This is a genomic window from Pseudomonas sp. YA1 (assembly GCF_058680555.1).
The window spans coordinates 59,165-83,900 of sequence record NZ_JBZWBG010000002.1 but is presented as its reverse complement, the minus strand read 5'-3'; the positions used below and the strand labels follow the sequence as shown (position 1 = coordinate 83,900).

Annotated in this window: 21 protein-coding genes; 11 read left to right on the top strand and 10 right to left on the bottom strand. The window is 66.1% G+C overall.

Annotated features, from left to right (window positions below):
- Positions 1 to 104: 104 nt before the first annotated feature.
- The 11 genes from mexP (at position 105) to AC4OR5_RS02715 (ending at position 13,151) form a co-directional block, all read left to right on the top strand.
- Positions 105 to 1,262, top strand: coding sequence for a multidrug efflux RND transporter periplasmic adaptor subunit MexP (gene mexP, locus AC4OR5_RS02765; protein ID WP_003117521.1), 1,158 nt, complete (start codon positions 105 to 107; stop codon positions 1,260 to 1,262).
- Positions 1,259 to 4,420 carry a multidrug efflux RND transporter permease subunit MexQ gene (mexQ, locus tag AC4OR5_RS02760; protein ID WP_003110006.1) on the top strand — a complete coding sequence of 1,054 codons (3,162 nt, stop codon included), beginning with the start codon at positions 1,259 to 1,261 and terminating at the stop codon, positions 4,418 to 4,420. The genes mexP and mexQ overlap by 4 nt, the downstream gene beginning before the upstream one ends.
- Positions 4,417 to 5,892, top strand: a complete 1,476-nt coding sequence (gene opmE, locus AC4OR5_RS02755; RefSeq protein ID WP_003122178.1) for a multidrug efflux transporter outer membrane subunit OpmE — start codon at positions 4,417 to 4,419, stop codon at positions 5,890 to 5,892. The genes mexQ and opmE overlap by 4 nt, the downstream gene beginning before the upstream one ends.
- Positions 5,893 to 6,076: 184 nt before the next feature.
- Entirely contained in the window at positions 6,077 to 6,343 is a 267-nt protein-coding gene (locus tag AC4OR5_RS02750; RefSeq protein ID WP_127891027.1) for a hypothetical protein, read from the top strand.
- 119 nt (positions 6,344 to 6,462) lie between these two features.
- Entirely contained in the window at positions 6,463 to 6,657 is a 195-nt protein-coding gene (locus tag AC4OR5_RS02745; protein WP_003122179.1) for a heavy-metal-associated domain-containing protein, read from the top strand.
- Between the two features lie 227 nt (positions 6,658 to 6,884).
- The gene (locus tag AC4OR5_RS02740) at positions 6,885 to 7,166 is read left to right on the top strand and encodes a hypothetical protein (RefSeq protein ID WP_162140467.1); all 282 of its coding nucleotides are present in this window, start codon (positions 6,885 to 6,887) and stop codon (positions 7,164 to 7,166) included.
- Positions 7,057 to 8,094: an HOASN domain-containing protein gene (locus AC4OR5_RS02735; protein WP_003138125.1), complete on the top strand. Its 1,038-nt coding sequence runs from the start codon at positions 7,057 to 7,059 to the stop codon at positions 8,092 to 8,094. Before AC4OR5_RS02740 ends, AC4OR5_RS02735 begins: the two co-directional genes overlap by 110 nt.
- A 32-nt stretch (positions 8,095 to 8,126) precedes the next feature.
- Positions 8,127 to 9,113, top strand: coding sequence for an HOASN domain-containing protein (locus AC4OR5_RS02730; protein ID WP_003110004.1), 987 nt, complete (start codon positions 8,127 to 8,129; stop codon positions 9,111 to 9,113).
- A gap of 30 nt (positions 9,114 to 9,143) precedes the next feature.
- Complete coding sequence (gene purB, locus AC4OR5_RS02725; RefSeq protein ID WP_058161211.1) at positions 9,144 to 10,577, top strand: adenylosuccinate lyase; 1,434 nt, start codon at positions 9,144 to 9,146, stop codon at positions 10,575 to 10,577.
- A complete protein-coding gene (locus AC4OR5_RS02720; RefSeq protein WP_003092055.1) occupies positions 10,577 to 12,028 on the top strand; it encodes a class-II fumarase/aspartase family protein in 1,452 nt (483 codons plus the stop codon). Before purB ends, AC4OR5_RS02720 begins: the two co-directional genes overlap by 1 nt.
- Before the next feature lie 49 nt (positions 12,029 to 12,077).
- Positions 12,078 to 13,151: a class I SAM-dependent methyltransferase gene (locus tag AC4OR5_RS02715; RefSeq protein ID WP_003092054.1), complete on the top strand. Its 1,074-nt coding sequence runs from the start codon at positions 12,078 to 12,080 to the stop codon at positions 13,149 to 13,151.
- Positions 13,152 to 13,350: 199 nt separating this feature from the next.
- On the opposite strand, the gene AC4OR5_RS02710 is transcribed toward AC4OR5_RS02715, so the two are convergent.
- The 10 genes from AC4OR5_RS02710 to pldA all read right to left on the bottom strand — a co-directional run bounded on the left by AC4OR5_RS02710 (position 13,351) and on the right by pldA (position 24,736).
- Positions 13,351 to 13,530 (bottom strand): PA3496 family putative envelope integrity protein, encoded by a 180-nt coding sequence (locus AC4OR5_RS02710; protein WP_003092052.1) that lies wholly within the window; start codon positions 13,528 to 13,530, stop codon positions 13,351 to 13,353.
- A 108-nt stretch (positions 13,531 to 13,638) separates the two neighbouring features.
- Positions 13,639 to 14,277 (bottom strand): endonuclease III, encoded by a 639-nt coding sequence (nth, locus tag AC4OR5_RS02705; RefSeq protein WP_003092050.1) that lies wholly within the window; start codon positions 14,275 to 14,277, stop codon positions 13,639 to 13,641.
- Positions 14,274 to 14,990: an electron transport complex subunit E gene (locus AC4OR5_RS02700; protein ID WP_003092049.1), complete on the bottom strand. Its 717-nt coding sequence runs from the start codon at positions 14,988 to 14,990 to the stop codon at positions 14,274 to 14,276. The genes nth and AC4OR5_RS02700 overlap by 4 nt, the downstream gene beginning before the upstream one ends.
- Positions 14,983 to 15,627, bottom strand: a complete 645-nt coding sequence (gene rsxG, locus AC4OR5_RS02695; RefSeq protein WP_058161210.1) for an electron transport complex subunit RsxG — start codon at positions 15,625 to 15,627, stop codon at positions 14,983 to 14,985. Before rsxG ends, AC4OR5_RS02700 begins: the two co-directional genes overlap by 8 nt.
- A complete protein-coding gene (locus AC4OR5_RS02690; protein ID WP_058161209.1) occupies positions 15,627 to 16,661 on the bottom strand; it encodes an RnfABCDGE type electron transport complex subunit D in 1,035 nt (344 codons plus the stop codon). The genes rsxG and AC4OR5_RS02690 overlap by 1 nt, the downstream gene beginning before the upstream one ends.
- Before the next feature lie 2 nt (positions 16,662 to 16,663).
- Positions 16,664 to 18,988 carry an electron transport complex subunit RsxC gene (gene rsxC / locus AC4OR5_RS02685; protein ID WP_058161208.1) on the bottom strand — a complete coding sequence of 775 codons (2,325 nt, stop codon included), beginning with the start codon at positions 18,986 to 18,988 and terminating at the stop codon, positions 16,664 to 16,666.
- Positions 18,985 to 19,551, bottom strand: a complete 567-nt coding sequence (rsxB, locus tag AC4OR5_RS02680) for an electron transport complex subunit RsxB (RefSeq protein ID WP_003092043.1) — start codon at positions 19,549 to 19,551, stop codon at positions 18,985 to 18,987. Before rsxB ends, rsxC begins: the two co-directional genes overlap by 4 nt.
- A complete protein-coding gene (gene rsxA / locus AC4OR5_RS02675) occupies positions 19,548 to 20,132 on the bottom strand; it encodes an electron transport complex subunit RsxA (RefSeq protein ID WP_003092041.1) in 585 nt (194 codons plus the stop codon). The genes rsxB and rsxA overlap by 4 nt, the downstream gene beginning before the upstream one ends.
- 177 nt (positions 20,133 to 20,309) lie before the next feature.
- On the bottom strand, positions 20,310 to 21,008 hold the full coding sequence (locus AC4OR5_RS02670) for a T6SS immunity protein Tli4 family protein (RefSeq protein ID WP_003109999.1): 699 nt from the start codon (positions 21,006 to 21,008) through the stop codon (positions 20,310 to 20,312).
- 428 nt (positions 21,009 to 21,436) lie between these two features.
- Positions 21,437 to 24,736 (bottom strand): phospholipase D, encoded by a 3,300-nt coding sequence (pldA, locus tag AC4OR5_RS02665; protein ID WP_003092035.1) that lies wholly within the window; start codon positions 24,734 to 24,736, stop codon positions 21,437 to 21,439.

The window sequence follows — 24,736 nt, the reverse complement described above, 5'->3', positions numbered from 1 at the left end:
GAAAAAGGGGGGTTGACCTTACCAAGGTGTCAAGGTCGATAACCGGCCACGGAAGCGGTTTCGTCCAGCCAGGCCACGCAGGCTCAGACCAGGAAGGCATAACAATGAATCTCAGACACTTCATCCGCATCACCGCGACGCTAGGTGTCGCGGCCCTTATCGCTGGCTGCGGGGAATCGGCGCCGCCGGGAGCGGCGAGCGCCCCGCCAAGCGTTCCCGTAGCCGAGGTGGTGGTTCGCCCGGTGACACCCTACGCCGAGTTCACCGGCTCGCTGACCGCTGTCGAGCAGGTAGAACTGCGGCCGCGCGTCGCTGGCTACATCCAGGACGTTACGGTGCCGGAAGGCCGTCTGGTAGAGAAGGGCCAGCAACTGTTCCTCATCGACCCGCGCGTGTTCAAGGCGGCGCAGGATGCCGCCAGGGCGCGCCTGCGCGAGGCCGAGGCCGCGGCGTTGCTGGCGCGCACCGAACACGAGCGAGCCGAGCTGCTGTATGCGCGGAAGGTCGTCGCCCGGGAGCGGCTCGACAGCGCCATCGCCTCGCGCAATGCCAGCAAGGCCCAGGTCGATGCGGCCAGGGCCGCCCTCGACGCGGCGCAACTGGATCTCGGCTTCACGCGGGTGACGGCACCGATCGGCGGGCGTGTCGGGCATATCCAGGTCACCGAGGGCAACTACGTCACCAATGGCGTCACCGCGCTGACCAGCATCGTCTCGGTCGATCCGCTGTACGTGTACTTCGATGTCGACGAGCGCACCTACCTGCAGGCCCTGGCGCCGACCCGCGGCAGGGAAGGCGAGCAGGCCCCCAGGGTCAAGGTGGCGTTGCTCACCGACGAGTCCTATGGACGAAGCAGTCGCCTCGATTTCCTCGCCAATGCCGCCGACCGCGGGACCGGCACGGTCCGGGTTCGGGCGGTGGTCGACAACCCGGACGGGCAACTGACGCCGGGGCTGTTCGCCAAGGTCAGGCTGGAGACCGGCAAGCCTCGCGAGCAGGTGCTGGTCGCCGACCATTCCATCGGCACCGACCAGGGCCGGCGCTATGTGCTGGTCGTCGACGAAGGCAACAAGACCCAGTACCGGCCGGTGGAACTCGGCCCGATGGTCGACGGCCTGCGGGTCGTCCGCCAGGGCCTGCAGCCGGGCGAGCGCATCGTCGTCAAGGGCCTGGTGCGGCCGGACATGCAGATCACGCCGCTCCTTGCGGAAATCGATGGCACGCCCGTCGACCTGTCGAAGACCGTGGGGGCCGCACAATGACATTCCCACGCTTCTTCATCGATAGGCCGATCTTCGCCATCGTTCTTTCGGTGCTGATGATGATCGGAGGCATCGTTTCGTTCTTCCAGTTGCCGCTGAGCGAATACCCGGCGGTGACGCCGCCGACCGTGCAGGTGACCACCGCCTATCCCGGCGCCAACCCCGACGTGATCGCGCAGACGGTGGCGACGCCGCTGGAGCAGGCGATCACCGGGGTCGAGGGGATGCTGTACATGTCCTCGCAGTCGGCCACCGACGGGCGAATGATCCTGACCATCACCTTCGACCAGCACATCGATCCCGACATGGCCCAGATCCAGGTGCAGAACCGGGTCTCGCGGGTGCTCTCGCGCCTGCCCGACGAGGTGCAGCGGCAGGGCGTGGTCACCCAGAAGACCTCGCCGGACATCCTCATGGTGGTGCACCTGCTGTCGCCGGAGCAACGCTACGACCCGCTGTACATCTCGAACTACGCCTACCTCCAGGTGCGCGACGAACTGCTGCGCCTGCCGGGGATCAGCGATGTGGTGGTGTGGGGCGCCGGCGAGTACAGCATGCGCCTGTGGCTCGACCCCGACCTGATCGCCGCGCGCGGGCTGACGGCGGGCGAGGTGATCGCCGCGGTACGCGAACAGAACGTCCAGGTGGCGGCCGGCGCCGTCGGCCAGGCGCCGGACTCCACCGCGGCCTTCCAGGTCACGGTGAATACCCTCGGGCGCCTGAGCGACGAAGAGCAGTTCGGCGACATCATCGTCCGCACCGGCGCCGACGGCCAGGTGACGCGCCTGCGCGACGTCGCGCGGATCGAGATGGGCGGCGATGCCTATGCGCTGCGCAGCCTGCTGGACGGCGAGCCGGCGGTGGCCTTGCAGATAATCCAGAGCCCCGGAGCCAACGCGCTGGATACCGCCGAAGCGGTGCGTGCCACCGTGGCGAGGCTCGAAGGCAACTTCCCGGCCGGCCTCAGCGCGCGCATCGCCTACGACCCGACGGTGTTCGTCCGCGCTTCGTTGCAGACCGTGGCCACCACCCTGCTGGAGGCGATCCTGCTGGTCGTGGTGGTGGTGGTGCTGTTCCTGCGTAGCTGGCGTGCTTCGCTGATTCCGCTGATGGCAGTGCCGGTCTCGCTGGTCGGCACCTTCGCCATCATGCATCTGATGGGTTTCTCGCTGAATACCCTGTCGCTGTTCGGCCTGGTGCTGTCGATCGGCATCGTCGTCGATGACGCCATCGTGGTGGTGGAAAACGTCGAGCGCCACATCGAGAACGGCGAGCCGCCGCTCCAGGCCGCGCGGCGTGCGATGGACGAGGTCACCGGACCGATCATGGCGATCACCTCGGTGCTGGCGGCAGTGTTCATCCCCACGGCCTTTCTCAGTGGCCTGCAGGGCGAGTTCTATCGTCAGTTCGCCCTGACCATCGCCATCTCCACCATCCTGTCGGCGCTCAACTCGCTGACCCTCAGCCCGGCCCTGGCGGGCCTGCTGTTGCGTCCGCGGCCGGCCGGAGATGCGGTGGCGGGGCGCTTCCAGCGACTGCTCCAGGTCCTCGGCCGACCGTTGCGAAATGCCCCCGAGGCCTACGGCAACGCGGTGCGCAAGGTGGTGCGGGTGAGCGGCCTGGCCCTGGTGGTGTATGGGGGCCTGCTTGGCCTGACCTGGGTCGGTTTCCAGGCGGTGCCACCGGGCTTCGTGCCGATGCAGGACAAGTACTATCTGGTCGGCATCGCCCAGTTGCCGAACGGAGCGTCGCTGGAGCGTACCGATGCGGTGGTCAGGCAGATGTCCCGGATCGGCCTCGACGAGCCGGGGGTGGAGAGCGTCGTGGCCTTCCCGGGCCTGTCGGTGAACGGCTTCGTCAACGTGCCGAACGCCGCGGTCATGTTCTTCATGCTCGACCCGTTCGAATCGCGCACCTCCGCCGATCTCGGCGCGCTGGCCATCGCCGGGCGCCTGCAAGCCAGGTTCGCCAGCATTCCCGACGGCTTCCTCGGGGTCTTCCCACCGCCGCCGGTACCGGGGCTGGGAACCATCGGCGGCTTCAAGATGCAGGTCGAGGATCGCGGCGGCGCCGGGCTGGAAGCCCTGGCCAGGCAGACCCAGGTGCTGATGATGAAGGCCACTGAGTCCGGCCAGCTCGGGGGCTTGATGACCAGCTTCGATATCAATGCCCCGCAGCTCGAGGTGGTGGTCGACCGCACCAAGGTGAAGAGCCAGGGCGTTCGCCTGGCCGATGTGTTCGAGGCATTGCAGGTCTACCTCGGCTCGCTGTACATCAACGACTTCAACCGCTTCGGGCGCACCTACAAGGTCACTGCCCAGGCCGATGCGCCGCACCGCATGCAGGCCGAAGCCATCGGGCGCCTGCAGGTACGCAATGCCGCCGGGGCGATGTTGCCGCTGTCCTCGTTCGTCACCGTGACGCCCAGCTCCGGTCCCGACCGGGTAATCCACTACAACGGCTATCCGTCGGCCGATATCAGCGGCGGCGCGCTTCCCGGCGTCAGTTCGGGACAGGCGGTGGCGTTGATGGAGCGCCTGGCCGGCGAAGTGCTGCCCGAGGGCATGACCTTCGAATGGACCGACCTGACCTACCAGCAGAAGCTGGCCGGTAACAGCGCGCTGTTCATCTTCCCGCTGTGCGTGCTGCTGGCCTACCTGATCCTCGCCGCGCAGTACAACAGCTGGCTGTTGCCGCTGGCGGTCCTGCTGATCGTGCCGATGTGCCTGCTCAGCGCGATCGCCGGGGTGTGGCTGGTGGGCGGCGACAACAACGTGTTCGTCCAGATCGGGCTGGTGGTGCTGGTCGGCCTGGCGGCGAAGAACGCGATCCTGATCGTCGAGTTCGCCCGCACGCTGGAGGCCGAGGGCGCCCGTGCGCTGGAGGCGGTGGTCGAGGCTTGCCGCCTGCGCCTGCGGCCGATCCTGATGACCTCGCTGGCGTTCATCGCCGGCGTGGTGCCGTTGGTCATGGCCAGCGGCGCCGGAGCGGAAATGCGCCAGGCCATGGGCGTCGCGGTATTCGCCGGGATGCTCGGGGTGACGCTGTTCGGCCTGTTCCTCACGCCAGTGTTCTACGTACTGGTACGGGCACTGGCGGCGCGCCTGGAGCGACGCGCCGGCGGCAGCCTGGCGCATCTGGAGGGAGGCCGTCCATGAAGCCATACCTGCGGTCTTCGTTGAGCGCGCTGATCCTGCTGGGCGGCTGTGCCGCGGTGGGGCCCGACTATGCGCCGCCGAGCGCGTCCGCACCGGCCAGCTTCGGCGCGATGCCGGCGGGTATCGATGGCAGTGGCGTGGAGATCGAGTGGTGGCGCGGGTTCGACGAGCCAGCCCTGGAGTCTCTGATCCAGCGGGCGCTCGCGGCGAACCTCGACATCGCCCTTGCCGGCGCGCGCCTGGACGAAGCGAAGGCGCTGCTGCGCGAGAACCGCGAGGAGTTCCTGCCGCGCGGCGGGCCGGCGTTCGATTACCAGGCCCGGCGGCGCGGCGAGGTGGAAACACCGGCCGGCCAGCAGCGCGACATCGAGACCTATCGCGGCGCGCTGGATGCTTCCTGGGAAATCGACCTGTTCGGCCGGGTGCGGCGCTCGGTGGAGGCCGCCGAGGCGCAGGCGGGTTCGCGCGAGGCCCTGCTGCGCAACGTGCAGGCGAGCGTCGCGGCTACGGTTGCCATGACCTGGTTCCAGCTACAGGGCATCGAGGCCGAACTTGCGGTGGTCCATGACATCGCCGGCAACCAGCGCGACAGCCTGGAGATGGTCGAGCGCCTGGTCAGCGCCGGCTCCGCCCACGAGTTCGACCGGTTGCGCGCCGAAGCGTTATTGCACAACGTCGAGGCGGCCGTGCCCGACCTCGAACGGCGCCGCGCCGCCACCCGCAATGCGCTGGCCGTTCTCCTCGCGGAAGCCCCGCAGGCCTTCAGCCCGCCGGTCGCCCGCGCCTCCGGGGAAAGGCTGACGCTCCGCACCCTCGGGGTCGGCGACCCGGCGGGACTGCTGGCGCGTCGCGCCGACATCGCCGCGGCCGAACGCAACCTGGCGGCCGCGACCGCACGTATCGGCGTCGAGACCGCGGGGCTGTATCCGCAGGTCGAGGTACGCGGCTCGATCGGCCTGGTCGCCGGCAATCTCGATGCTTTGGACGAGAGTGGTACGTCCTTCAACGTCCTGAACCCGGTGATTCGCTGGGCGTTACTCGACCGCGGTCGCGTGCGGGCGCGGATCGCCGCCAGCGAAGCCCGTGCGCAGGAGGCATTGATCCTCTACGACCGGACGGTACTGCGCGCCCTGCAGGAGACCGATGATGCCTTCAACGGCTATGGCGCTGCCGCTGACAGGCTCCGCCTGCGCCTGCTCGAGGCGACGGCCAATCGCGAGGCGGCGCGCCTGGCCCGGGAGCGCTTCGTCCAGGGGGACGGCGAGTACCTGGACGTGCTCGAGGCGGAACGCTCGGACTACCTCAGCCGGCGCGCATTGAGCATCGCGCGCACCGAGCAGCGCCTTGCCGTCGTGGGTATCTACAAGGCGCTGGGGGGTGGCTGGGAGGCCTGCGCGGGGGCGCGGCGCTGTGGTGTGGCTACCGACGATACCTCTCCAGGCGTGGCACGGCAGCGCGACAGTCGCTCCTGATCAGCCGCCGGCCTTCGCTCGACTGCCTGGGTCGAGGGCCGTGCGGCGCGTCCTCCGGTTATTTGGCGAACCCCGGGAGTACGGATTGCCTGGCGCGGATCACTCGTCCCTGTCCGCCTTATCGATAAGTCGGTTCCGAACTCTTTTTCGGTAGTTCATTCAGATGGATGAGTGAAGAGGGCAGATGGAAAGTATCTGCTCGGGAATTCAATGTTCAGAAGAGTGGGGAAGTATTACTTTCTCACTGTTCTTCAGGTACGTTCCGGCTGCCCGCCGTTTCTTATTGGATGAAGTCACTCCTGTGCCTCTGCGCTCGCGCCGCACGGAGAATATCGTCGAGAGGTTCCTCAATGGTGAGTGGAGCTGGCTGACGCGGTATCTCGGTTGTCGGGCGGAGTTGTTCTATATGTTCGAACTTGGCTTTGCTCGTTGTTTTAATTTTGCGGAATAACCTCTGGAACTATTCATATGAATTTTTGAAAGTTTGGTTTACCTGAGAGATTTATGAGTTGACCTTGTCACGATGGCAGGACTCATGGTTCGCAGGAGTCAACAAACCAGGAGGTTGCGATGTTTTCTTTCCATATTCCGAACATGACCTGCGGCGGTTGTGCCAAGACTGTCACCCGTATCCTCCACGGCGTCGATCCCCAGGCGCGCGTAGAGACCGATCCCCCTCGGCGCGAGGCCAGGGTCGAGAGCACTCTGGACAAGCACGCATTCCTCAAGGCGTTGAGCGAGGCCGGTTATCCGGAGGGCCGTTGAGTGCATGGGCATGACGCAGGCGTAGGGTCGGATAGTAGCGTTTCGCCCAGTGCCGGCAATAGGAAAATGATTTTCATTGAAGTCCGCGTCCATATGCCATCAATGGCGCTTGGCTATTGTGGAAAGAACTCTTTGGAATTTGTAAATCAATATTTCAGTCGGCCGCGAGGTGACAGTTATGTGAACGGCAAGAGGCGCTGACAGGAAACCCTAAAAGTTATTCTCCGATGGATTCGCAGGCCTTTAGCTCGGGGTTTTTCGCAGCGCATCCAGTGTTATCGAAGAGCACCTTTCGGCGAACTCCGTTGTCCGCCGACAAGGCCGCTGCATTGCTTGACCTTGCCACCGTGGCAAGCTTTACGGTCGCCCCGCACAACAACAAAAACAAGGGTGATCCAAATGACTTCAAATCCGTTACAGCAATGCTGCAATTCTTCCTCCGATATGAATATCCGCCCCCAGCGGACAATGTCGGAACCTGCCCGAAATGCATCGGTTCTCCTGGCTGAAGCCTTGAAACCGGGTGCCTCCCTGGACCAGATCACGCTCGCGCTCGAGGCGATTCTCGCGGTCACGGCCAAAGGCCTGGGCGGTGATGCTTCGGCTTACGCGCAGTACCAGGCGTTGCTCCTGGAACTGCACGTAGGCAGCGATCCGCATACGGAGCCGACCCGCCGCTGGATGGCGAGCCAGGTCTACCTGGTCGAGGATCGTTTCGCTCCCGAGCCGGCCGGTTTCAGCGCCGTCCCGGTGGAGGAGTTCCGCAAGAAGGTCGACGCCGAGATCGAGGCGCGCAGCCGGGTGCGCCATCCCATGTCGGTCCACCTGTTCCAGGGCACGCCGCCGGTCGAGGACGTGCGCTTCTTCCTGGAACACCATTGGGTCCGTTCCTACAACTTCTACAGTCTCCTGGCGGAGCTGGCCTTCCGCTTCGAAAACATCGAAGACGCCTCGGTGTTCTATCGCAACCTCTACGGCGAGGCCGGGGCGGAGACGCCGGAGCGCTCGCACCCCGCGTTGCTGTCCCACCTGATGACCTACTTCGACATTCCGCTGCGCATCGATTTCCCGGCGCTGCATCCGCTGGAGAAGGCCTACCTCAACAACCGTATCCGTTGCGTGCGGCACACCGATGTCGCCTGGGGCCTTGCGCTCCTGTACGCGGTCGAGTCGGTGAGCTGCGTCAACCACCGGCGCATCTACGAACTCCTGCAGCGCCTGGGCGTGCCCGAGCAACCCAGCGAGTTCCATCGCCTGCACGGCACCCAGGACGAGATCGATACCGAGGAGATGTGGGCGCTGATCGCCAAGTTCGCGCCGAGCGAAGACTTCCAGCGCAAGTTCATGCAGTCGCTGGCGCGCCACTTCGAAATCAACCGGGCCTACTTCGACCTGCTCTGGGAGCAGATGCAGGCGAATTCCCTGGCCATGGCCTGATGCCTATCCAGAACAAGAACAAGGAGTACAGGATGAATACCCGCAATTTTTCCCTGCCGCAGTTGCAGAACCTGCCCATCGATGAAGCACGCATCGTTGCCGATGCGCTGGCCGTCCACGCTACTTCCCGCCAGATCGATAGCGCCGCGAGCAAGCTGGCCGCGCTGGCCGAGGCAGGGCTCAAGGGCGACCGCCAGGCCTATGCCGCGTACCAGCAGTTGCTCTACGTCCTTTCGTTGAGCGACGACGTGGCGACCGCCCAGACCCGGCGTTGGCTGGCCCGGGCGATCTATCGCGTCGAAGAGCGTTTCATGCCCGCCGCCGATCTTTCCAGGGCGCTGTCCGAGGAGGATTTCCAGAAGCGTCTCGAACAGGAAATCGCCGCGCAGTCCCGCGAGCGGCACCCGATGTCGCAGTACGTGTTCTCCGGCTCGGCCTCCCGCGCGCAGCTCCAGGTGTTCCTCCGTCACCAGTGGTTCCGCACCTTCCGCCTGTACCGCGATGCGGCCGATCTGTTGGTCAACCTGACCGATGTGGACGAGGCCGCGGCGCTCGCGCGCTACCTCTATGGCGAGTTGGGCGAGGAAGACGAAAAGGGTTCGCATCCGCGCCTGCTGGCCAAGCTGCTCGAAGCCATCGGCCTGGAGGCGGACTTCCAGGCCGTCTCGACGATGCCCGAGGAAATCGCCTACCTGAACAATCGCGCCCGTGCCTTCCGGCATGCCGAGGTCGGTTGGGGGCTGGCGGTGTTCTACATCACCGAACTGGTCGTGCCGGGGAACCACGAAAAGCTCTATCGGGCCCTGCTCCAGGCCGGCCTGAGCGAGGACCAGGCGGAGTACTACAAGGTCCACATCAGCCTCGTACCGCCGCGGGCCAAGCGCGAATGGCAACTCATCGCGCGGCGGATTCCGGACGTGCAGTTCCAGAATGCGTTCCTGACCTCGCTATCGCAGCACTTCCGTGTGGAAAGGGCCTATTACGACGCGATCTGGGAAGAGATGCAGAGCGTCAAGTGACTTCCACCGGGACAAAGCGAGCACTCGAAAATGCCAAGTCACATTACGGAATCCCGTATACACGGGGGCGCCTACTCGTCCCCGGCATTCGCCGCGATCTTTTCCGATACCAACCAGGTGCGGAGGTGGCTGGATGTCGAGCGAGCCTTGGCGGCGACCCAGGCCGAGATGGGCATCATCCCCCACGAGGCGGCGCGGGAGATCGACCGCGCCGCCCAGGTGGAGCGCTTCGACCTCACCCAACTGGGCCGCGAAAGCCTGGAGACAGGGCACCTGCTGGTGCCTACCATCCGCGCCCTGGCGAGGTCGTGCGAGGGTAGCCGGGGGGAGTACGTGCACTATGGCGTGACCACCCAGGACATCCTCGACACCGGGCTGATGCTGCAGGTCAAGGAAGCCTGGGGCCATGCGCTCGGGCTCCTGCACTCGATCCGTGGCCATCTGCTGGCGCTTGCCCTGCGCCACCAGCACACGCCGATGGTTGCACGCACCCACGGGCAGCAGGCGCTGCCCACGACCTTCGGCTACAAGGTCGCCGTCTGGGTGGATGAAATCGACCGTCACCTGGCGCGCTTCGACGAAGCGCGCGAACGCGTCCTGGTCGGCAACCTGACCGGTGCCGTGGGAACCCTGGCGTCGTTCGGCGCCCAGGGCTTCGAGCTACAGCGGCGAACCCTGGCCAGGCTTGGCCTCGGCGCGCCGTCGACCAGTTGGCACAGCGCCCGGGACCGGGTGCTGGAGGTTGCCGGGTTGCTGGTCCAGGTGTCGGTGACGCTGGGCCGGGTGGCGAACGAGATCTACCACCTGCAGCGCAGCGAAATCGACGAGGTACGCGAGGGCAGCCGGCCGGGACAGGTGGGCAGCAGCACCATGCCGCACAAGCGGAACCCGTCGTCGGTCGACCTGGTCAGCGCGCTGTCGCGGCTGGTGCGGGCGCAGATGGTGGCGCTCACCGATGCCGCGTTCCAGTTGCACGAGCGCGACGGCACCGCCTGGCGCATCGAGTGGGCGGCGTTGCCGGAGCTGTTCGTCTACGCCGGCGCCTTGCTGACCCGCATGGAGGCGGTGCTGGCCGAGGGGCTCGAGGTGCGCGAGGAACGCATGCGCACCAACCTCGACCTCCTGGGTGGGCTGATCCTGTCGGAGCGGGTCATGCTCGCGCTGGCGGGGCAGTTCGGCAAGCAGACCGCCCACGAACTGCTCCATGAGATAACCCAGGCCTCCCAGCGGCAGGGCGTTCCGTTCCGCGAGGCGCTGCTCGGGCAGCCAAGGTTGCGCGGCTGTTTCAGCGCCGAGGCGCTCGAAGAACTGCTCGACCCCGTCGGCTACGTCGGCCTCGCCGCGGAGATGGTCGACCTGGTCGCCGGCAAACCACGAACCGGCGCGTCGGGCGACAGGCCCGAAGGCGCCGCCTCTTCCCAAGGAAATACCGGTCAGTCCCAGTACGTGATGGAGGATAGGTGATGGATGCTGAATCGCTGGAAATGCTTGCCCGTTCCTCGTGCACCGCGCATCCGCAGAGCTTCGGCGGCGCACCGGCCGAGTCGTCCTGCAAGCACGAACACAGTCACATCGTTGACTCTAAAACCCATGGCGGAGGCTACGCCGGTCCGGTGAGCCGACGGATCTTCTGTAGCCACTGCCGCCTGCAACGCTGGCTCGACGTGGAGGCGGCGCTGGCGCTGGCGCAGGCCGATGTCGGCGTCATTCCGCCCGAGGCCGCGCTGGAGATCGCGAAGGCCGCCAGGCTTTCGGCCGTCGACCTGCAGCAGATCGCCGACGGCGTGGCCAGCACCGGGCACTCGCTGATGCCCCTGCTGGGTGCGCTGCAACGGAACTGCAGCCCCAGCGCGCGCGAGTACGTGCATTTCGGCGCGACCACGCAGGATATCCAGGACACCGCGCAGTCCCTGGAAATGCGCGATGTGCTGGATGAAACGGAGCGGGCGCTGGACATCCTCCTGGACCGGCTCTCGGTGCTAGCGAGCGGGACCCGCAATGCGCTGATGGTCGCCAGGACCCACTCGATCCCGGCGTTGCCAACCACCTTCGGGCTGAAGGTGGCCGGCTGGATCGACGAGTTGCTGCGTCACCGCGAACGCCTGGGCGAGGCGCGCAAGCGGATCCTGGTGGTGCAACTGTTCGGCGGCGTGGGCACGATGGCCGCCTTCGGCGACGAGGCCATGCTCCTGCTCGAAAGCTTCGCGCGGCGGCTGTCGCTGGACGTGCCGCTGGCGGGTTGGCACGTGTCCCGCGACCGGGTTACCGAGTTCGTCAGTACCCTGGCCATGGTCACCGCGTCCCTGGCGCGGATCGCCGACGAGATCCGCACCCTGAACCGCTGGGAGATCGGCGAGCTGGAGGTGGGCTGGACGCAGCAGCAGATCGGTAGCAGCACCATGCCCCACAAGCGCAATCCGGAAGGCTGCGAGCAGGTCGTGGTGCTGGCCCGGCTGGCCAAGGCCCAGGTCCTGCTCGCGCTGGACGCCATGATCCTCGAGCACGAGCGGGACTACCGCGGCACGCGCCTGGAATGGTGTGCGGTGGCGGACGTTTCCCACTATGCGCTGATGGCGCTGTCGCTGCTGACCGACACCATCGACGGGCTCACGGTCCACGACGAGACCATGGCGCGGACGGCGAATGCATACAGCGATGCGATCTGTACCGAGGCGTTCGTCTTCGAGATGGCCAAGCAACTGGGCAAGAGCAGCGCTTACGAAATCATCTTCGAGATCACCCAGGCCTGCCAGCGCAAGCGGATTCCGATGCGCCAGGCGCTCGAGTCGGATCCGCGGGTGGGCGCCGTCATGCCGAAGGAAACCCTGGCCAGGCTGTTCGAGCCGCGGACCCATCTCGGCATGGCCGGGACCATCGTCGACAAGGTGCTGGACAAGGTCGCCAGCCACCACTGAATCACCCGCCGCCAGAGGCGGCGGTACTGCACATCAATGGAGAACAAGAATGACAAAGGCTAACGAGATCGAAACCGCGAAGGTCAAGCAGTTTTCAGCGCGGATCATGGAGGACTACGGCAATACCCTGCGCGGCGCGATGCTCTACATCGGCGACCGCCTGGGGCTGTTCAAGGCGCTCGCCCATGGCCAATGGGTGACCCTGGAGGAGCTGGCGCAGCAGACCGGCTACACCACCCGCTACCTGCGCGAATGGCTGGGCAGCATGGTCACCGGCAACTACCTGGCCTACGATCCGCAGAGCAGGAGCTATCGGTTGCCGGCCGAGTTCGTCCCGGTGCTCGCCGACGAGGACTCGCCTTATTTCGCCGGCGGGATCATCCAGTTGAGCGTGCCCTTCGTGAGCATGGCGCCGAAGATCATCGAGGCCTTCCGCTGCGGCGGCGGTTGCCCCGAGGAATCCTTCCCGCTGGAAACCTGGGAAGGCATGGAGCGCATGACCATGCCCTGGTACAAGCACTTCCTCGTGCAGCACTGGATCCCTTCGCTGGATGGCGTCAAGGAAAAGCTCCAGGCGGGTGGCAGCGTGCTCGATTTCGGCTGCGGCAGCGGGCTGGCCGCGATCATGATGGCCAAGGCGTTCCCCGAAGCCCAGGTCTATGGCTGTGACTTCCACGCGCCGTCCATCGAACGCGCGCGGGCGAACGCCGAGGCCGCGGGGGTCGGCGACCGGGTGCGCTTCGAGGTCAGCGATTCCGATGCGCTGGCGGGCAAGAAGTTCGACTTCGTCACGACCTTCGTGGTCATCCACGACGCGACCGACCCGCAGCAGATGATGAAGGACCTGCGCGAGTCGACCGCCGACGATGGGACCTACCTGATGGTGGAACTCAACCTGTCGCAGGAACTGCACGAGAACATGAACCTGTTCGGTCGCGTGATGTACCCGCAGAGCACGCTGTATTGCATGACCTGTTCGCTGTCCCACGGCGGCGAGGGCCTCGGCGCCTTCATGGGCGAGGACCGCGCGCGGCAGATGGCCGAGGCCGCCGGCTTCAGTCGCTTCCGCAAGGTGCCTTCGGAGTGGCCGCCGCTGCCGGCGCTGTTCGAACTGCGACCCTGACGGCGTTATCCGGGACGGCCGGGACGGCAACCGTCGGATAGCGGTTGCCGTGGCCGCCGCCCGGCGCGTGCCGGCTGGGCATGGCGGTCTCGGCTCGATCGCACTGGTGTTCAGGCCCGCTTCGGCGGGCTTTTCATGGCCGCCGGAAAAACGAAGCCCCGCCAATTGCGGGGCTTGCTTGCGGTGTGGACGGCGCTGCTCACAGGTCGAAGTCGTAGTCCGACAACTGGCGCTGCAGGCGGCGTTCTTCCAGCAGGTTGTCGATGATGCGACGCTTGGTCAGGTTGGTCTTGGCCACCTCGACGCTGGTTTCCTCGCCGTCATCCTCTTCAACGCCGGCTTCGTCGTCGATCTCGAGTTCTTCTTTGGCTTTTGCCATGACATTCACTCCAACTTATGGGGTGGTAATGGCGCACCTTATAGCGACAAAGCCGTGGCTGGTAAAAAAGATTTTTTCAATCGTAAAGATAGGATTTCGAATAGTTGATCAATCGTCTGAAGTCTTGTGCTTGTATTCGCACAGGTCCTCGATCCGGCAGCTTCCGCATTGCGGCTTGCGCGCCTTGCAGACGTAGCGGCCATGCAGGATCAGCCAGTGGTGGGCATCGAGCAGGTACTCGCGCGGCACGAACTTCAGCAGTTTCTTCTCCACCTCCAGAACGTTCTTTCCCGGTGCTATGCCGGTGCGGTTGGCGACGCGGAAGATATGCGTGTCCACCGCCATGGCCAGTTGCCGGAAGGCGGTATTGAGCACCACGTTGGCGGTCTTGCGGCCAACCCCGGGCAGGGCTTCGAGGTCCTCGCGGTTGTCGGGGACCTGGCCGCCGTGCTTTTCGATGAGGATGCGGCAGGTTTCGATGACGTTCTTCGCCTTGCTGTTGTAGAGGCCGATGGTCTTGATGTACTCCGACAGCCCCTCGACGCCGAGGGCGTGGATCGCCTCGGGGGTGTTGGCCACCGGATAGAGGCGGGCGGTGGCCTTGTTCACCCCGACGTCGGTGGCCTGGGCGGAGAGGATCACCGCGATGAGCAGTTCGAAGGGGGTGGTGTAGGCCAGTTCGGTCCTTGGCTCGGGGTTGTCTTCGTGCAGTCGGCGGAAGATCTCCGCGCGCTTGGCGGCATTCATTCAATCACTCCGGTGACGCGGACGCGCTGGCGCTGGGTGGCGGGTACGTCGCCCGCCTGCACCTTGGCGCGTTCCGCCAGGCTTTCATCGATACGGTTCTTCAGGGCGATCAGCAGGCCGAGCATGATGAACGCGCCCGGCGGCAGGATCGCCAGCAGGAAGCCCTGGTACTGCGGGAACGGCTGGATCTTCCAGTCCGCCGCCGCCGGGCCGAACAGCAAGTGCATGTCGGCCAGCAGGGTACCCTGGCCGAGCAGCTCGCGCAGGCCGCCGAGGACCAGCAGGACCAGGGCGAAGCCGAGGCCCATCAGCAGTCCGTCGAAGCTGGCGCGCAGCACGCCGTTCTTCGCCGCGAAGGCCTCGGCGCGGCCGAGGATCACGCAGTTGGTGGTGATCAGCGGGATGAAGATGCCGAGGACCTGGTACAGCTCGTAGGTCCAGGCCTGCATCAGCAGTTCGATGCAGGTGGTCAGCGCGGCGATGATCATGACGAACGCCGGCAGCCGGATCGCCTCGCTCACCGCGCCGCGCACCAACGATACCGCGGCATTGGAGCAGGCCAGCACGAGCATGGTGGCCAGGCCCAGGCCGAGGGCGTTGACCGTCGAGTTGCTGGTGCCCAGCAGCGGGCACAGGCCGAGCAACTGGACCAGACCCGGGTTGTTGCGCCACAGGCCGTTGCGGGCGATCTCGCGGAAATCTTGTTCACTCATGTCCGGCAGCCTCTTCGGGGGCGAGCAGGCGTTCGCGGTTGGCGTCGAAGTAGCGCAGCGCCTTGTGCACGGCGCGGACCACGGCGCGCGGGGTGACGGTGGCGCCGGCGAACTGGTCGAACGTACCGCCGTCCTTCTTCACCGCCCAGCCGGCGTCCGCCGGATCGCCCAGGCTCTTGCCGTCGAAACCGTGCACCCAGGGACTCTTGGCCAGTTCGATGCGGTCGCCGAGGCCGGGGGTTTCCTTGTGCGCGACGACCCGTACGCCGAGCAGCCGGCCCTGGGCGGTGACCCCGACCAGTAGCTGGATGGCGCCGCTGTAGCCATCCGGCGCGCTGGCCTGGAGGATCACTGCGCTGGCCTGGCCGTGCAGGCGGGCGACATAGGCCGGACGCGGCGCATCCAGGCCGAGCAGCTTCGGCGCGAAGGTTGGCACCTGGCTGTCCAGCGGATGGTTGTCGTAGCTGCCCGGCGGCAGCAGTTCCAGCAGGGCGTGGCCGCGCGCCTCGCGCTGGGCTTCGGCGATGCGCGCTTCGGTGAATTGCTGCACCAGTGCTACCAGGCCCACTCCGACCAGGGCGAAGAGCCCGAGCAGGAGGGCATTGCGCAGCATCGAACGGCGAGTCGCGGCGTCCATCAGTCGCCTACCTTGAAGCCGCGCTCGGCCTTGCGATGGCCGTAGGTGCGCGGCCGGGTGTAGTAGTCGATGGTCGGCGCCGCCAGGTTCATCAGCAGCACGGCGAACGCCACGCCATCGGGATAGCCGCCCCAGGCGCGGATGACGTAGGTGAGGACGCCGACGCCGAGGCCGAAGACCAGCCGCCCGCGATTGCTGGTGGCGCCGGACACCGGGTCGGTGACGATGAAGAAGGCGCCGAGCATGGTCGCCCCGCTGAACAGATGGAACAGTGGCGAGCCATGGGAATCGGAGCCGGAACCATTCCAGAACAGCAGGCTCATGGCGAACAGGCCGGCGAGCATGCCCAGCGGCGCGTGCCAGGTGAACAGCCGGCGCCAGAGCAGGAACAGGCCGCCGAGGAGGAACGCCAGGTTGACCCACTCGCTGCCGGCGCCGCCGAGATGGCCGAAGGCCGGGTTGCCGGCGAACAGCTCGTCGACGGTCAGGCTGCGGTCGGTCTGCAGCACGTCGAGGGCGGTGGCGTGGGCCCAGGCGTCCGGCCGGGTAGCGAGGCCGAGGAATTCGCGGAGGCTGTCGGGCAGGCCGAGGGCGCTGTCCGGCGAGGGCCAGCGGGTCATTTCCAGGGGAAACGAGACCAGCGCCACGACGTAGCCGAGCATCGCCGGGTTGAACGGGTTCTGCCCGAGGCCGCCGTACAGGTGCTTGCCGAACACCAGGGCGAAGAAGGTCGCCACCAGGGTCAGCCACCAGGGGGCGTAGGGCGGCAGGGCGACGGCCAGCAACAGGGCGGTGACCAGCGCGCTGCCGTCCTTGAGGAACACCCCCGGCGGACGTTTGCGCAGGGCCAGCATGGCGGCCTCGCAGGCCAGCGCGACGAGGCTGGCCCAGGCCAGGTTGAGCAGGGTGCCCGGGCCGTACAGCCAGGTCAGCGTCAGCAGGCCGGGGACGCAGGCGCCGAGCACCAGGCGCATGATCGCCGGGGTACGGTTGGAGCCGCGGGCGTGGGGCGAGGTGGGGCGGGGCAGGGCCATGGTCACTCCGTACCGTGTTCGGTCAGGGCGCGCTCGGCGGCGCTCAGGCGCGCGCGGGCGGCGGCGAGTGCGGCGGGGTCGGCGTTCGCCAGGCGTTCGAGCTTCTTCAGGGCGGCGCGGGCGTAGGCCAGCTCGGTCTTCAGCTCGCGGGTGCGTGGGTCGACCGGGCGCTTGTCGATCCGCACCAGCTCCGGCGCCGGCTTGCCGCAGGCGTCCTCGGCGGCATGCAGGTCGCGCTCGGCGGCTTGCAGCTCGCCGCGCAGGCGTTCCAGCTCGCTGTCCATCACCCCGGCCTGCTCGGCCTTCTTCAAGGCCGCGCGCTTGCCGACCAGGGCGATCTTCGCACGCTTCAGCGCCGCCTGGCCGTCGTCGCGGGGCGCCGCGGGCTTCGGCGCGTGACGCTCGAGGCGGACCAGGGTGGTTTCGCAACGCTCGACCTCGGCGCGCAGTTCGTCGAGGGTCGCCCGCTGTTCGGCGCCGGGCGCTTCGCCGAAGGCCTTTTCCGAGCGCTTGAGCTGGGCGCGGGCCATGGCGGCCTGGGCCTTGGCCTTCTTCAGTTCGGCTTCGTCGTCGAGCGCGGCAGGCGGTGCGCTGGGTAGGTCGCGCGGCAGGCAGGCTTCGGCATCGGCCAGGGCCTTGTCGGAGGCCTCGGCGGCGGCGCGCAGTTCCGCGACCAGGCCGTGCTGTTCCGGGGTGTCGTGGCTGAGCAACTGTTTCTCGGCCTTCTTCAGGGCCACCCGCGCCATGCTCGCTTCGATCTTCAGCCGTTTCAGCCGTTCGCTGCCGCTACCGGCCTGCTTGCGCGCCCTGGCCCGCTCGATCGCCGCCTGCACCGGGTCGACCGCCGTGGCGGGGGCGGCTTCCTCGCGCTCGGTCTGGGCGGCGCGCGCCCGCGCGGCCTTCTCGGCGCGTTGGGCGCGTTCTGCGGCCCGGCGTTCCTCGTCGCGGCGCAGGCGAGCCTGGCGTTGCTCGAAACGCTCGCGGGACTGTTCGGCCTTCAGCAGCTTCTGCCGCTGCTCGCGGATTTCCGCCTTGGACGCGCGGTAGTACTGCACCAAGGGAATGCTCGACGGGCAGACGTAGGCGCAGGCGCCGCATTCGATGCAATCGAACAGGTTGTGGGCGAGCAATTGCTCGTGCTCGTCGCCCAGGGCGAAGAAATGCAGTTGTTGTGGCAGCAGGCTGACGGGGCAGACCCGGGCGCAGTCGCCGCAGCGGATACAGGGCATGGCCGGCACTGGTTCCGGCAGCTCCGTGGCATCGCCGGCGAGCAGGCAGTTGCAGGTCTTGATCAGCGGCACCGAGAGATCGGGCAGGGCGAAGCCCATCATCGGCCCGCCCATCAGCACGCGTTCCAGGCGTCCCTCGGCGAGGCCGGCGAACGCCAGCAGCTCGTGCACCGGCGTGCCGATCAGCGCCTCGACGTTCATCGGCCGCTCCAGGGCGCCGCCGGCGAGGGTGGTGATCCGCGAGATCAGCGGCCGACCGAGGACGACGGCATCGTGCACGGCGGCCAGGGTGCCGACGTTCTGGCACAGGATGCCGATGTCCGCCGGCAGGCCGTCCGCGGGGACTTCCCTGCCGGTGAGCAACTGGATCAGCTGGCGCTCGCCGCCCGAGGGATAGCGGGTCGGCAGGGCGACGATGCGATAGGGCCGTTCACCGAGGGCGGCGCCGAGGGCGGCGATGGCTTCCGGCTTGTCGTCCTCGATGCCGACCAGCACCTCTTCGGGGCGCAGGATCTGCACCAGGATATCGATGCCGCTCAGCACCTGCGTGGCGCGCTCGCGCATGAGCAGGTCGTCGGCGCTGATGTAGGGCTCGCATTCGGCGCCGTTCACCACCAGCGTATGGATCTTGTCCGCCGGGCGCGCGGCGAGCTTGGCGGCGGTGGGGAAGCCGGCGCCGCCGAGACCGCCGATGCCGGCCGCGCGGATACGTTCGAGCAGCGCCAGCGGGCTTTCGGCGCGGAAGTCCGGGCAGGGATGCAGCTCGGTCCAGCGCTCCAGGCCGTCGCTGGCGATGACGATGGCCGGCGCGGGAAGACCGGAGGCATGCGGATAGGGGTGTGCGCCGATCGCCACCACGGTCCCCGAGGTCGGGGCATGCAGCGCGGCGCTGACGGTGCCGTCCGGGAGGGCGATGGTCTGGCCTTTGAGCACGGCCTGGCCGACTTCCACGCAAGGCCGCGCCGGCGCGCCCATGTGCTGGCCGAGCGGCACGATGTAGCGCTGCGCCAGCGGCGCCTGCTGGATCGGCAGGGCGGTGGAGCGCTCCTTGTTGGCCGGCAGGCAGAGGCCACCGGGGAAGGCGTGCAGGGCGCTCATGCCGCTCGCTCCCGGTCGCTGGCGATCAGTCGCGGCGACGGCTGCGGCCATTTCCAGTGGCGCACGTCGTCTGGGGTTTCGCGCATCTCGATGCAGTCCACCGGACAGGGCTCCAGGCACAGGTCGCAACCGGTGCATTCGTCGGCGATCACCGTGTGCATCAGCCGTGCGGCGCCGACGATGGCGTCCACCGGGCAGGCCTGGATGCACTTGGTGCAGCCGATGCATTCGGCCTCGCGGATGTAGGCTACCCGCGGCGGGGTTTCCTCGGCGGCGTCGAGCGGCTCGGGCTCCAGGTCGAGCAGGTCGGCGAGGGCGCGGATGGTCGCTTCGCCGCCCGGCGGGCACTTGTTGATCTTGTCGCCGGCGGCGATCGCCTCGGCGTAGGGCTTGCAGCCGGGGTAGCCACACTGGCCGCACTGGGTCTGCGGCAACAGGGCGTTGACCTGCTCGGCGACCGGGTCGCCCTGGACGCGGAAGCGCACCGCCGCATAGCCGAGCAGCGCACCGCCGGCCAGGCAGATCGGCAGCAGCGCGCCGATCGCCAGGAACACGCCGTTCATGGCCGGACCAACCCGCTGAAGCCCATGAACGCCAGCGACATCAGGCCGGCGGTGATCATGCCGATGGCCGCGCCGCGGAACGGCGCCGGCACGTCGGCGATGGCGATGCGCTCGCGCAGGGCGGCGAACAGCACCAGCACCAGGGAAAAGCCCAGCCCGGCGCCGAAGCCCTGGGTAGTGGCCTGGAGGAAGCCGTATTCAGCCTTGTTGGCGTTGAGCAGGGCGACGCCGAGGACGATGCAATTGGTGGTGATCAGCGGCAGGAAGATGCCGAGCACCCGGTACAGCAGCGGGCTGGTCTTCTTCACCAGCATCTCGGTGAACTGCACCACCACCGCGATCACCAGGATGAAGCCGATGGTGCGCAGGTACTCCAGGTCCAGCGGGCGCAGCACGTAGCGTTGCAGGATATGGCTGCACATCGCCGCCAGGGTCAGGACGAAGGTGGTGGCGAGGGACAGGCCGATGGCCGTCTCGATCTTCCGCGACACGCCCATGAACGGGCACAGGCCGAGGAACTGCACCAGGACAAAGTTGTTGACCAGGATGGCACTGACCAGGATCAGGGCGAGTTCAGTCATACGCGAAGCATTCGTTGCAGGGCCGGGGCCGTCGGGGAAATCCCCTATTATCGGGTGGGATTGCCCTGCAAGGCTAGCGTACCTTCGCAGTTTGGCATGGCAACCCAGTCAGTCGCAGGCGCCGCCAGGACCCATGGTCCATGGCGGAGGCTCGTGCAAGTGCCCGCGATGTGGGTTTCAGCGCGCCAGCCGCTGCTCGATGCTTTGGCTCAGGGCCTTCAGGCGGGGCAGTACTTCTTCGGGGGGCGGGGTGTAGTCGGTGAGGTCGTCGGTGCCTTTCTGGAAGGTCTGCACCTGGATCGCTACCAGCGGATCGAGGGTGCCGCCTGTATGGGCCAGGCCGAACCAGGCGCGTTCCCGTTCGCCGGAGTCGGGGCGCGGGTCGAGGCGCCAGCCTTCGAAGGCGGCCAGGCGCTTGCCGATGTGGAGGCTGTCGAGCAGCGCGCTTTTTTTCCATTTCTGCCGGTCGTAGCCGGGACGGAAGTCGCTGTCGTAGAGGCCGCTGGTGGGACGGGTCTGCCAGGGATCGTTGGCCGAGGCGGTGAGCAGGCTGAAGATCACGTTGGGCGTGCGGGTGAAACGCAGGCTGTTCTTCAGTTCGTAGGCGGTCTTGCCGTCGTCGGCGATAAAGCCGTAGGGGAAGCAGATGCCCGGTTCGTTCGGCACTTCGTAAAGCTCGCGGGTGCGGAAACGGGCGATTAGGTCCTTGATGCGCTGGGCGGAGTTCTCGGTCGGCTTGGAGAAGGTGAAGTAATAGACCCGCTGGTTGCGCCAGAGCAGGACATGGAAGGGGATATTCTTGCTGCCAAGGATATGGGAGTCGGGGATGCCGAGATCGTGTTCGTAGATCTTGGCGAGAGGAATCTTGGCCTCCATTTCTGCGATTCCTTTTTTTATCCGTTCAATACTTTTCTCTTCGCTCTTGTTTTTTTGGAGCGTACTTATTGCTTTCTTATCTAGTTTTATGTTTTCTCTAAGATGGTCTTGGTATATTTCTGCTGTTCCTTTTATGTAGTTTGAGGCGTTATGGAATTCATTTTTATCAACCTTTTCGGAAACGTAAAAAATCATACTGTCGTAGTCATAGCTGCCGTTGTCACCTACGGCGGTCACCTCGGCGGTAAAGTTATGCCCCCCCCCTTTGGATATCTGCCAGACTCGTGAGGCATCATAAGTTGCCCACTCCATCTCCTCCGGTATCTCGAAGGTCATTCGACCCAGACACTCCTGGTATTTACTTGAGGGGGCTTCTGCCCAAGTTATATTCGAGCTGCTCAATAGGATAAGACCCATCAAAACCCTTTTCATGTGCGATGCTTTCCTTGTGCCGAGCTATCTCCATTCATGGCGACCTGGGTGGGAAGCGATCTGCTGTCCTGATGTGCCAGGATGCTTAGATTCAAGCCAGAATCATTGCGCTCACCACGGGTCCAACTGGTTGGTAGAGCCGTGATGAAACCGGAAACCCCGTTGGGTGGTGGGAAGGTTTTCACCGAAGTGAGATTAGATGAGCGCCAGAAGATTTCCTGATATGGCATCGGCTCCATCAGTTGTCCGCCCGCCCTTAACTCGCCAGGTTTTCTGTATGCCCAGGTTGGCCATATGGAGGCGGGAAATCCGTCCTCAAATCCTTTAGGCGGCTCTGGAGTCAGTTGCAGTTGAGTCTGGCTGATATTTTGGGGAATAAAATTGAAAGTCCGTTCATAGGCACGAGTATTCTCCTTGGCTAATGTTTGTATAGCTTCCCAGGCCTCTTGAGCCGCCGGGATGGACAGATAAGCACTCAACTCGCTGGCCGGCTTGACGAAACCGCCTGGCCCCTGGCTCAAGCCAAAATGCTTCTTCCACAAATTCACCCGCAACTGGTGGATGGCCTTGCCGACGATGGCGTCGTTCTTGCCGTCCAGCCTGACCGTCAGCGGCTCGCTGTCGCGCACCATCACCGCCAGCTCGGAGTCGCGCTCGCCTTGCAGGCTGCGGTCGTTGATATTGGCGCTGCCGAGGATGGCCACCCGGTCGTCGGCGATCAGCAGCTTGCTGTGCACGTAGATCTGTTCGGTGACCACCCGCCCGCCGAGCACCGCCCAGGTGCGCAGGTTGAGCAGGGTCAGGTAGCGGCTCCAGTCCTGCTGTTCGTAGACCGGGCGACCGCGAGCGTCCTTGCGCTCGATGATTTCCCGGGCCTGGGCCGGGTCGGACTTGCCTTCCAGGGCCTTGAGCGCCATCTGCCGCTGAATGCGCTTGACCAGGCTCTGTTCGCCGAACACCAGGCTCTGCTGGGTCAGGTGCACCTGGTGCATGATGTTCGGCACGTTCAGCGCGCCCTCCGGGTGCACCGGCAGGACCAGGTAGACGTGGAACGGGTGCTCGCGCTGGATGGCCCGTTCGATGCGCCGCGCCAGGGCTTCGCCGATCTCGTTGAGCAGGCCGTGCTGGGCCTCGCCGAGCTTGTGGGTGAGCCAGCCCTGGGCGTTCACGCCCCACATGGCGAGCATCGACTTGAGGAACTGGCGGGCCTCGGTGCCAGGCTCCTGGGCGATCTTCTCCACTTCGGCCCAGTCCAGCAGCCAGAGGTCGCGCTGCTCCAGGGCTTCCTCCAAGCGTATCCGGACGACGAAGTCGCGTCGCAGGCTGCCAACGTCGCGCAGACTGGCCATGGGGCCTGAAAGGGGCAGATCCTTGAAAACTTCGCCTTCCTTGCCGAACTCGCTCTGGAAGAACTGGTTCTCGATATAGATGAACTGCTGCGCCCCGGAAATCGCCAGGAGCATGGCGTCCTTGCAGTTGCTCTGGACTCCTTCGGTGGAGACGCCGACCTGCAAAGGCAGGTTCACTCCCGCGCCGAGGCGGCCGGCCTGCTCCTGTTCGAGCATGCGCGCCGCGGCGCTGCGCAGTACCTGTACGGTCATGCCGCCGCGGCGCACCTCCGGCTCTTGCGGCAACTGTTCCGGCGCGTTGATCCAGCAGGGCGTGGGTGGGTCCAGTTCGAGCCGGAGGTTGCGCTTCTCGTCCAGGTAGTTCTCCAATCCCGCGGCGGCGGCCAGGCTGTTCAGCCACTTCATCACGGCTTCCAGGGCGCTGCGTACCAGCGCCGTATCCTGTAGCGCCGGCGTCTTGGCCAGGTAGGCCTGCTGGCCGTTCCAGCGGTCGATGAAGTTGCGCGCCAGGTCGTACACCGACGGCCCTTCGATGCGGCAATGCACATCCTGCCAGGGCATGCGCGGCTGGTCGGCGGCCAGCCGGGCGTTGTCCGGCGAGGCCAATGGCTGAGGCGCTTCGTCCAGGTAGCGATAGGGTTGCTGGTGGCCTCCGGCGCGAGCCTGCAACAGCCTGTGGAGTGTCCAGAACAGCGAGCCGGCCAACTCGCCGGCCTTGCCGCTCAGGTTCTGCGGGATATCTTCGAAGCCCTTGCCGCTGATCAGGGTCAGGACCTGGCCCAGTTCGGTTTCGCTCATCCACTGGTTGATCAGGAGCAGGCTCTTGATCCGCAGGGCTTCCGGCAGGTTGAGCGCGGCCGTGCGCAGTTCCTCCAGCCAGGCGCGCAGGCGGCGTTCGAGTTCAGGCTCGATGGGCAGGGCGTCGAGGTTGTCGGCGATCAGGTTGGCAATGGCGCGGATGCTGCTGGCGACCATCTGCCGCCTGAGCGCATCGAGCCGTTCGAAGCCTTCGTCCAGGCCTTCTTTCGAGCTGTTGTAGGCGCGGCCGAGCCATTGCAGGGAGGGCAGCATCGGGCTGCGGAACAGGTCGGAAAGGTAGGCGGCGCCGTTGAGGGCGCGGGCGCGGCTGGGTGCGAGGGGAATGCTCAGCAGCGGTTCGTCGCTGGCGGCGATGTGCGGGAAGGGCGACAGGCGAAGGGTGGGCGCATGCAGCGTCAGGCTGGCGAGCGGCCTGGAAAGGTCGAACAGGGTGGCCATCATCAGGCCCATGGAGCTGACGTGTTCGTCCTCCGCCATCCAGCCAAGATGCGGTAGGCCGGGATTATAGGCGTCGTTGCCCCGGCGCCCGGAGGCGTCGAGGCTGAAATCGTTGTCGTCGCGACGGCCATAGGCAAGGTCGATCCCGCCGACATAGCCGATGCGGTTGTCGATCACCACGGATTTCTGGTGGTGGGAGAAGGCGACGCCCAGTCCCTGCATGTCGCTCTGCTGGATCGCCGGCGTACAGAAGGCGCGCGCGCCGCCCTCGAGTCCGGCGTTGAGCTGGAACACCGCGAGCATGGTTTCGAAGTCATAGGTGCCGAGGCTGCCGGAAGGGCTGAGCCAGGGCATCACGTAGACCTTCAGCGCGGGCGAGCGCTCCAGCGCCTGGCGCAGGCACTGCCAGAGGCTGCGGCGGCCGTCGAGGAGGACGTCGTAGTTGACCTGCCAGCCGGTGATGAAGATGCTCGAACTGGCGCTGTCGAGGGCGCTGGCCAGGTCGCTGAAGTAGTCCCGGCCGGTGGTGAAGAAGCGGACCCGGTTACCGGCCCGCTTTTCGGAAAAGAGGTTGGACCCCTTGATGAAACAGCCCGGTGCGGAAATGGCTACGCAGGGGCTGCCATCCTGCTGGTTGATCTGGTTGAGTTCCTTTTCGTGGAGGCCGTTGTAGGGCTTCTTCTGCAACAT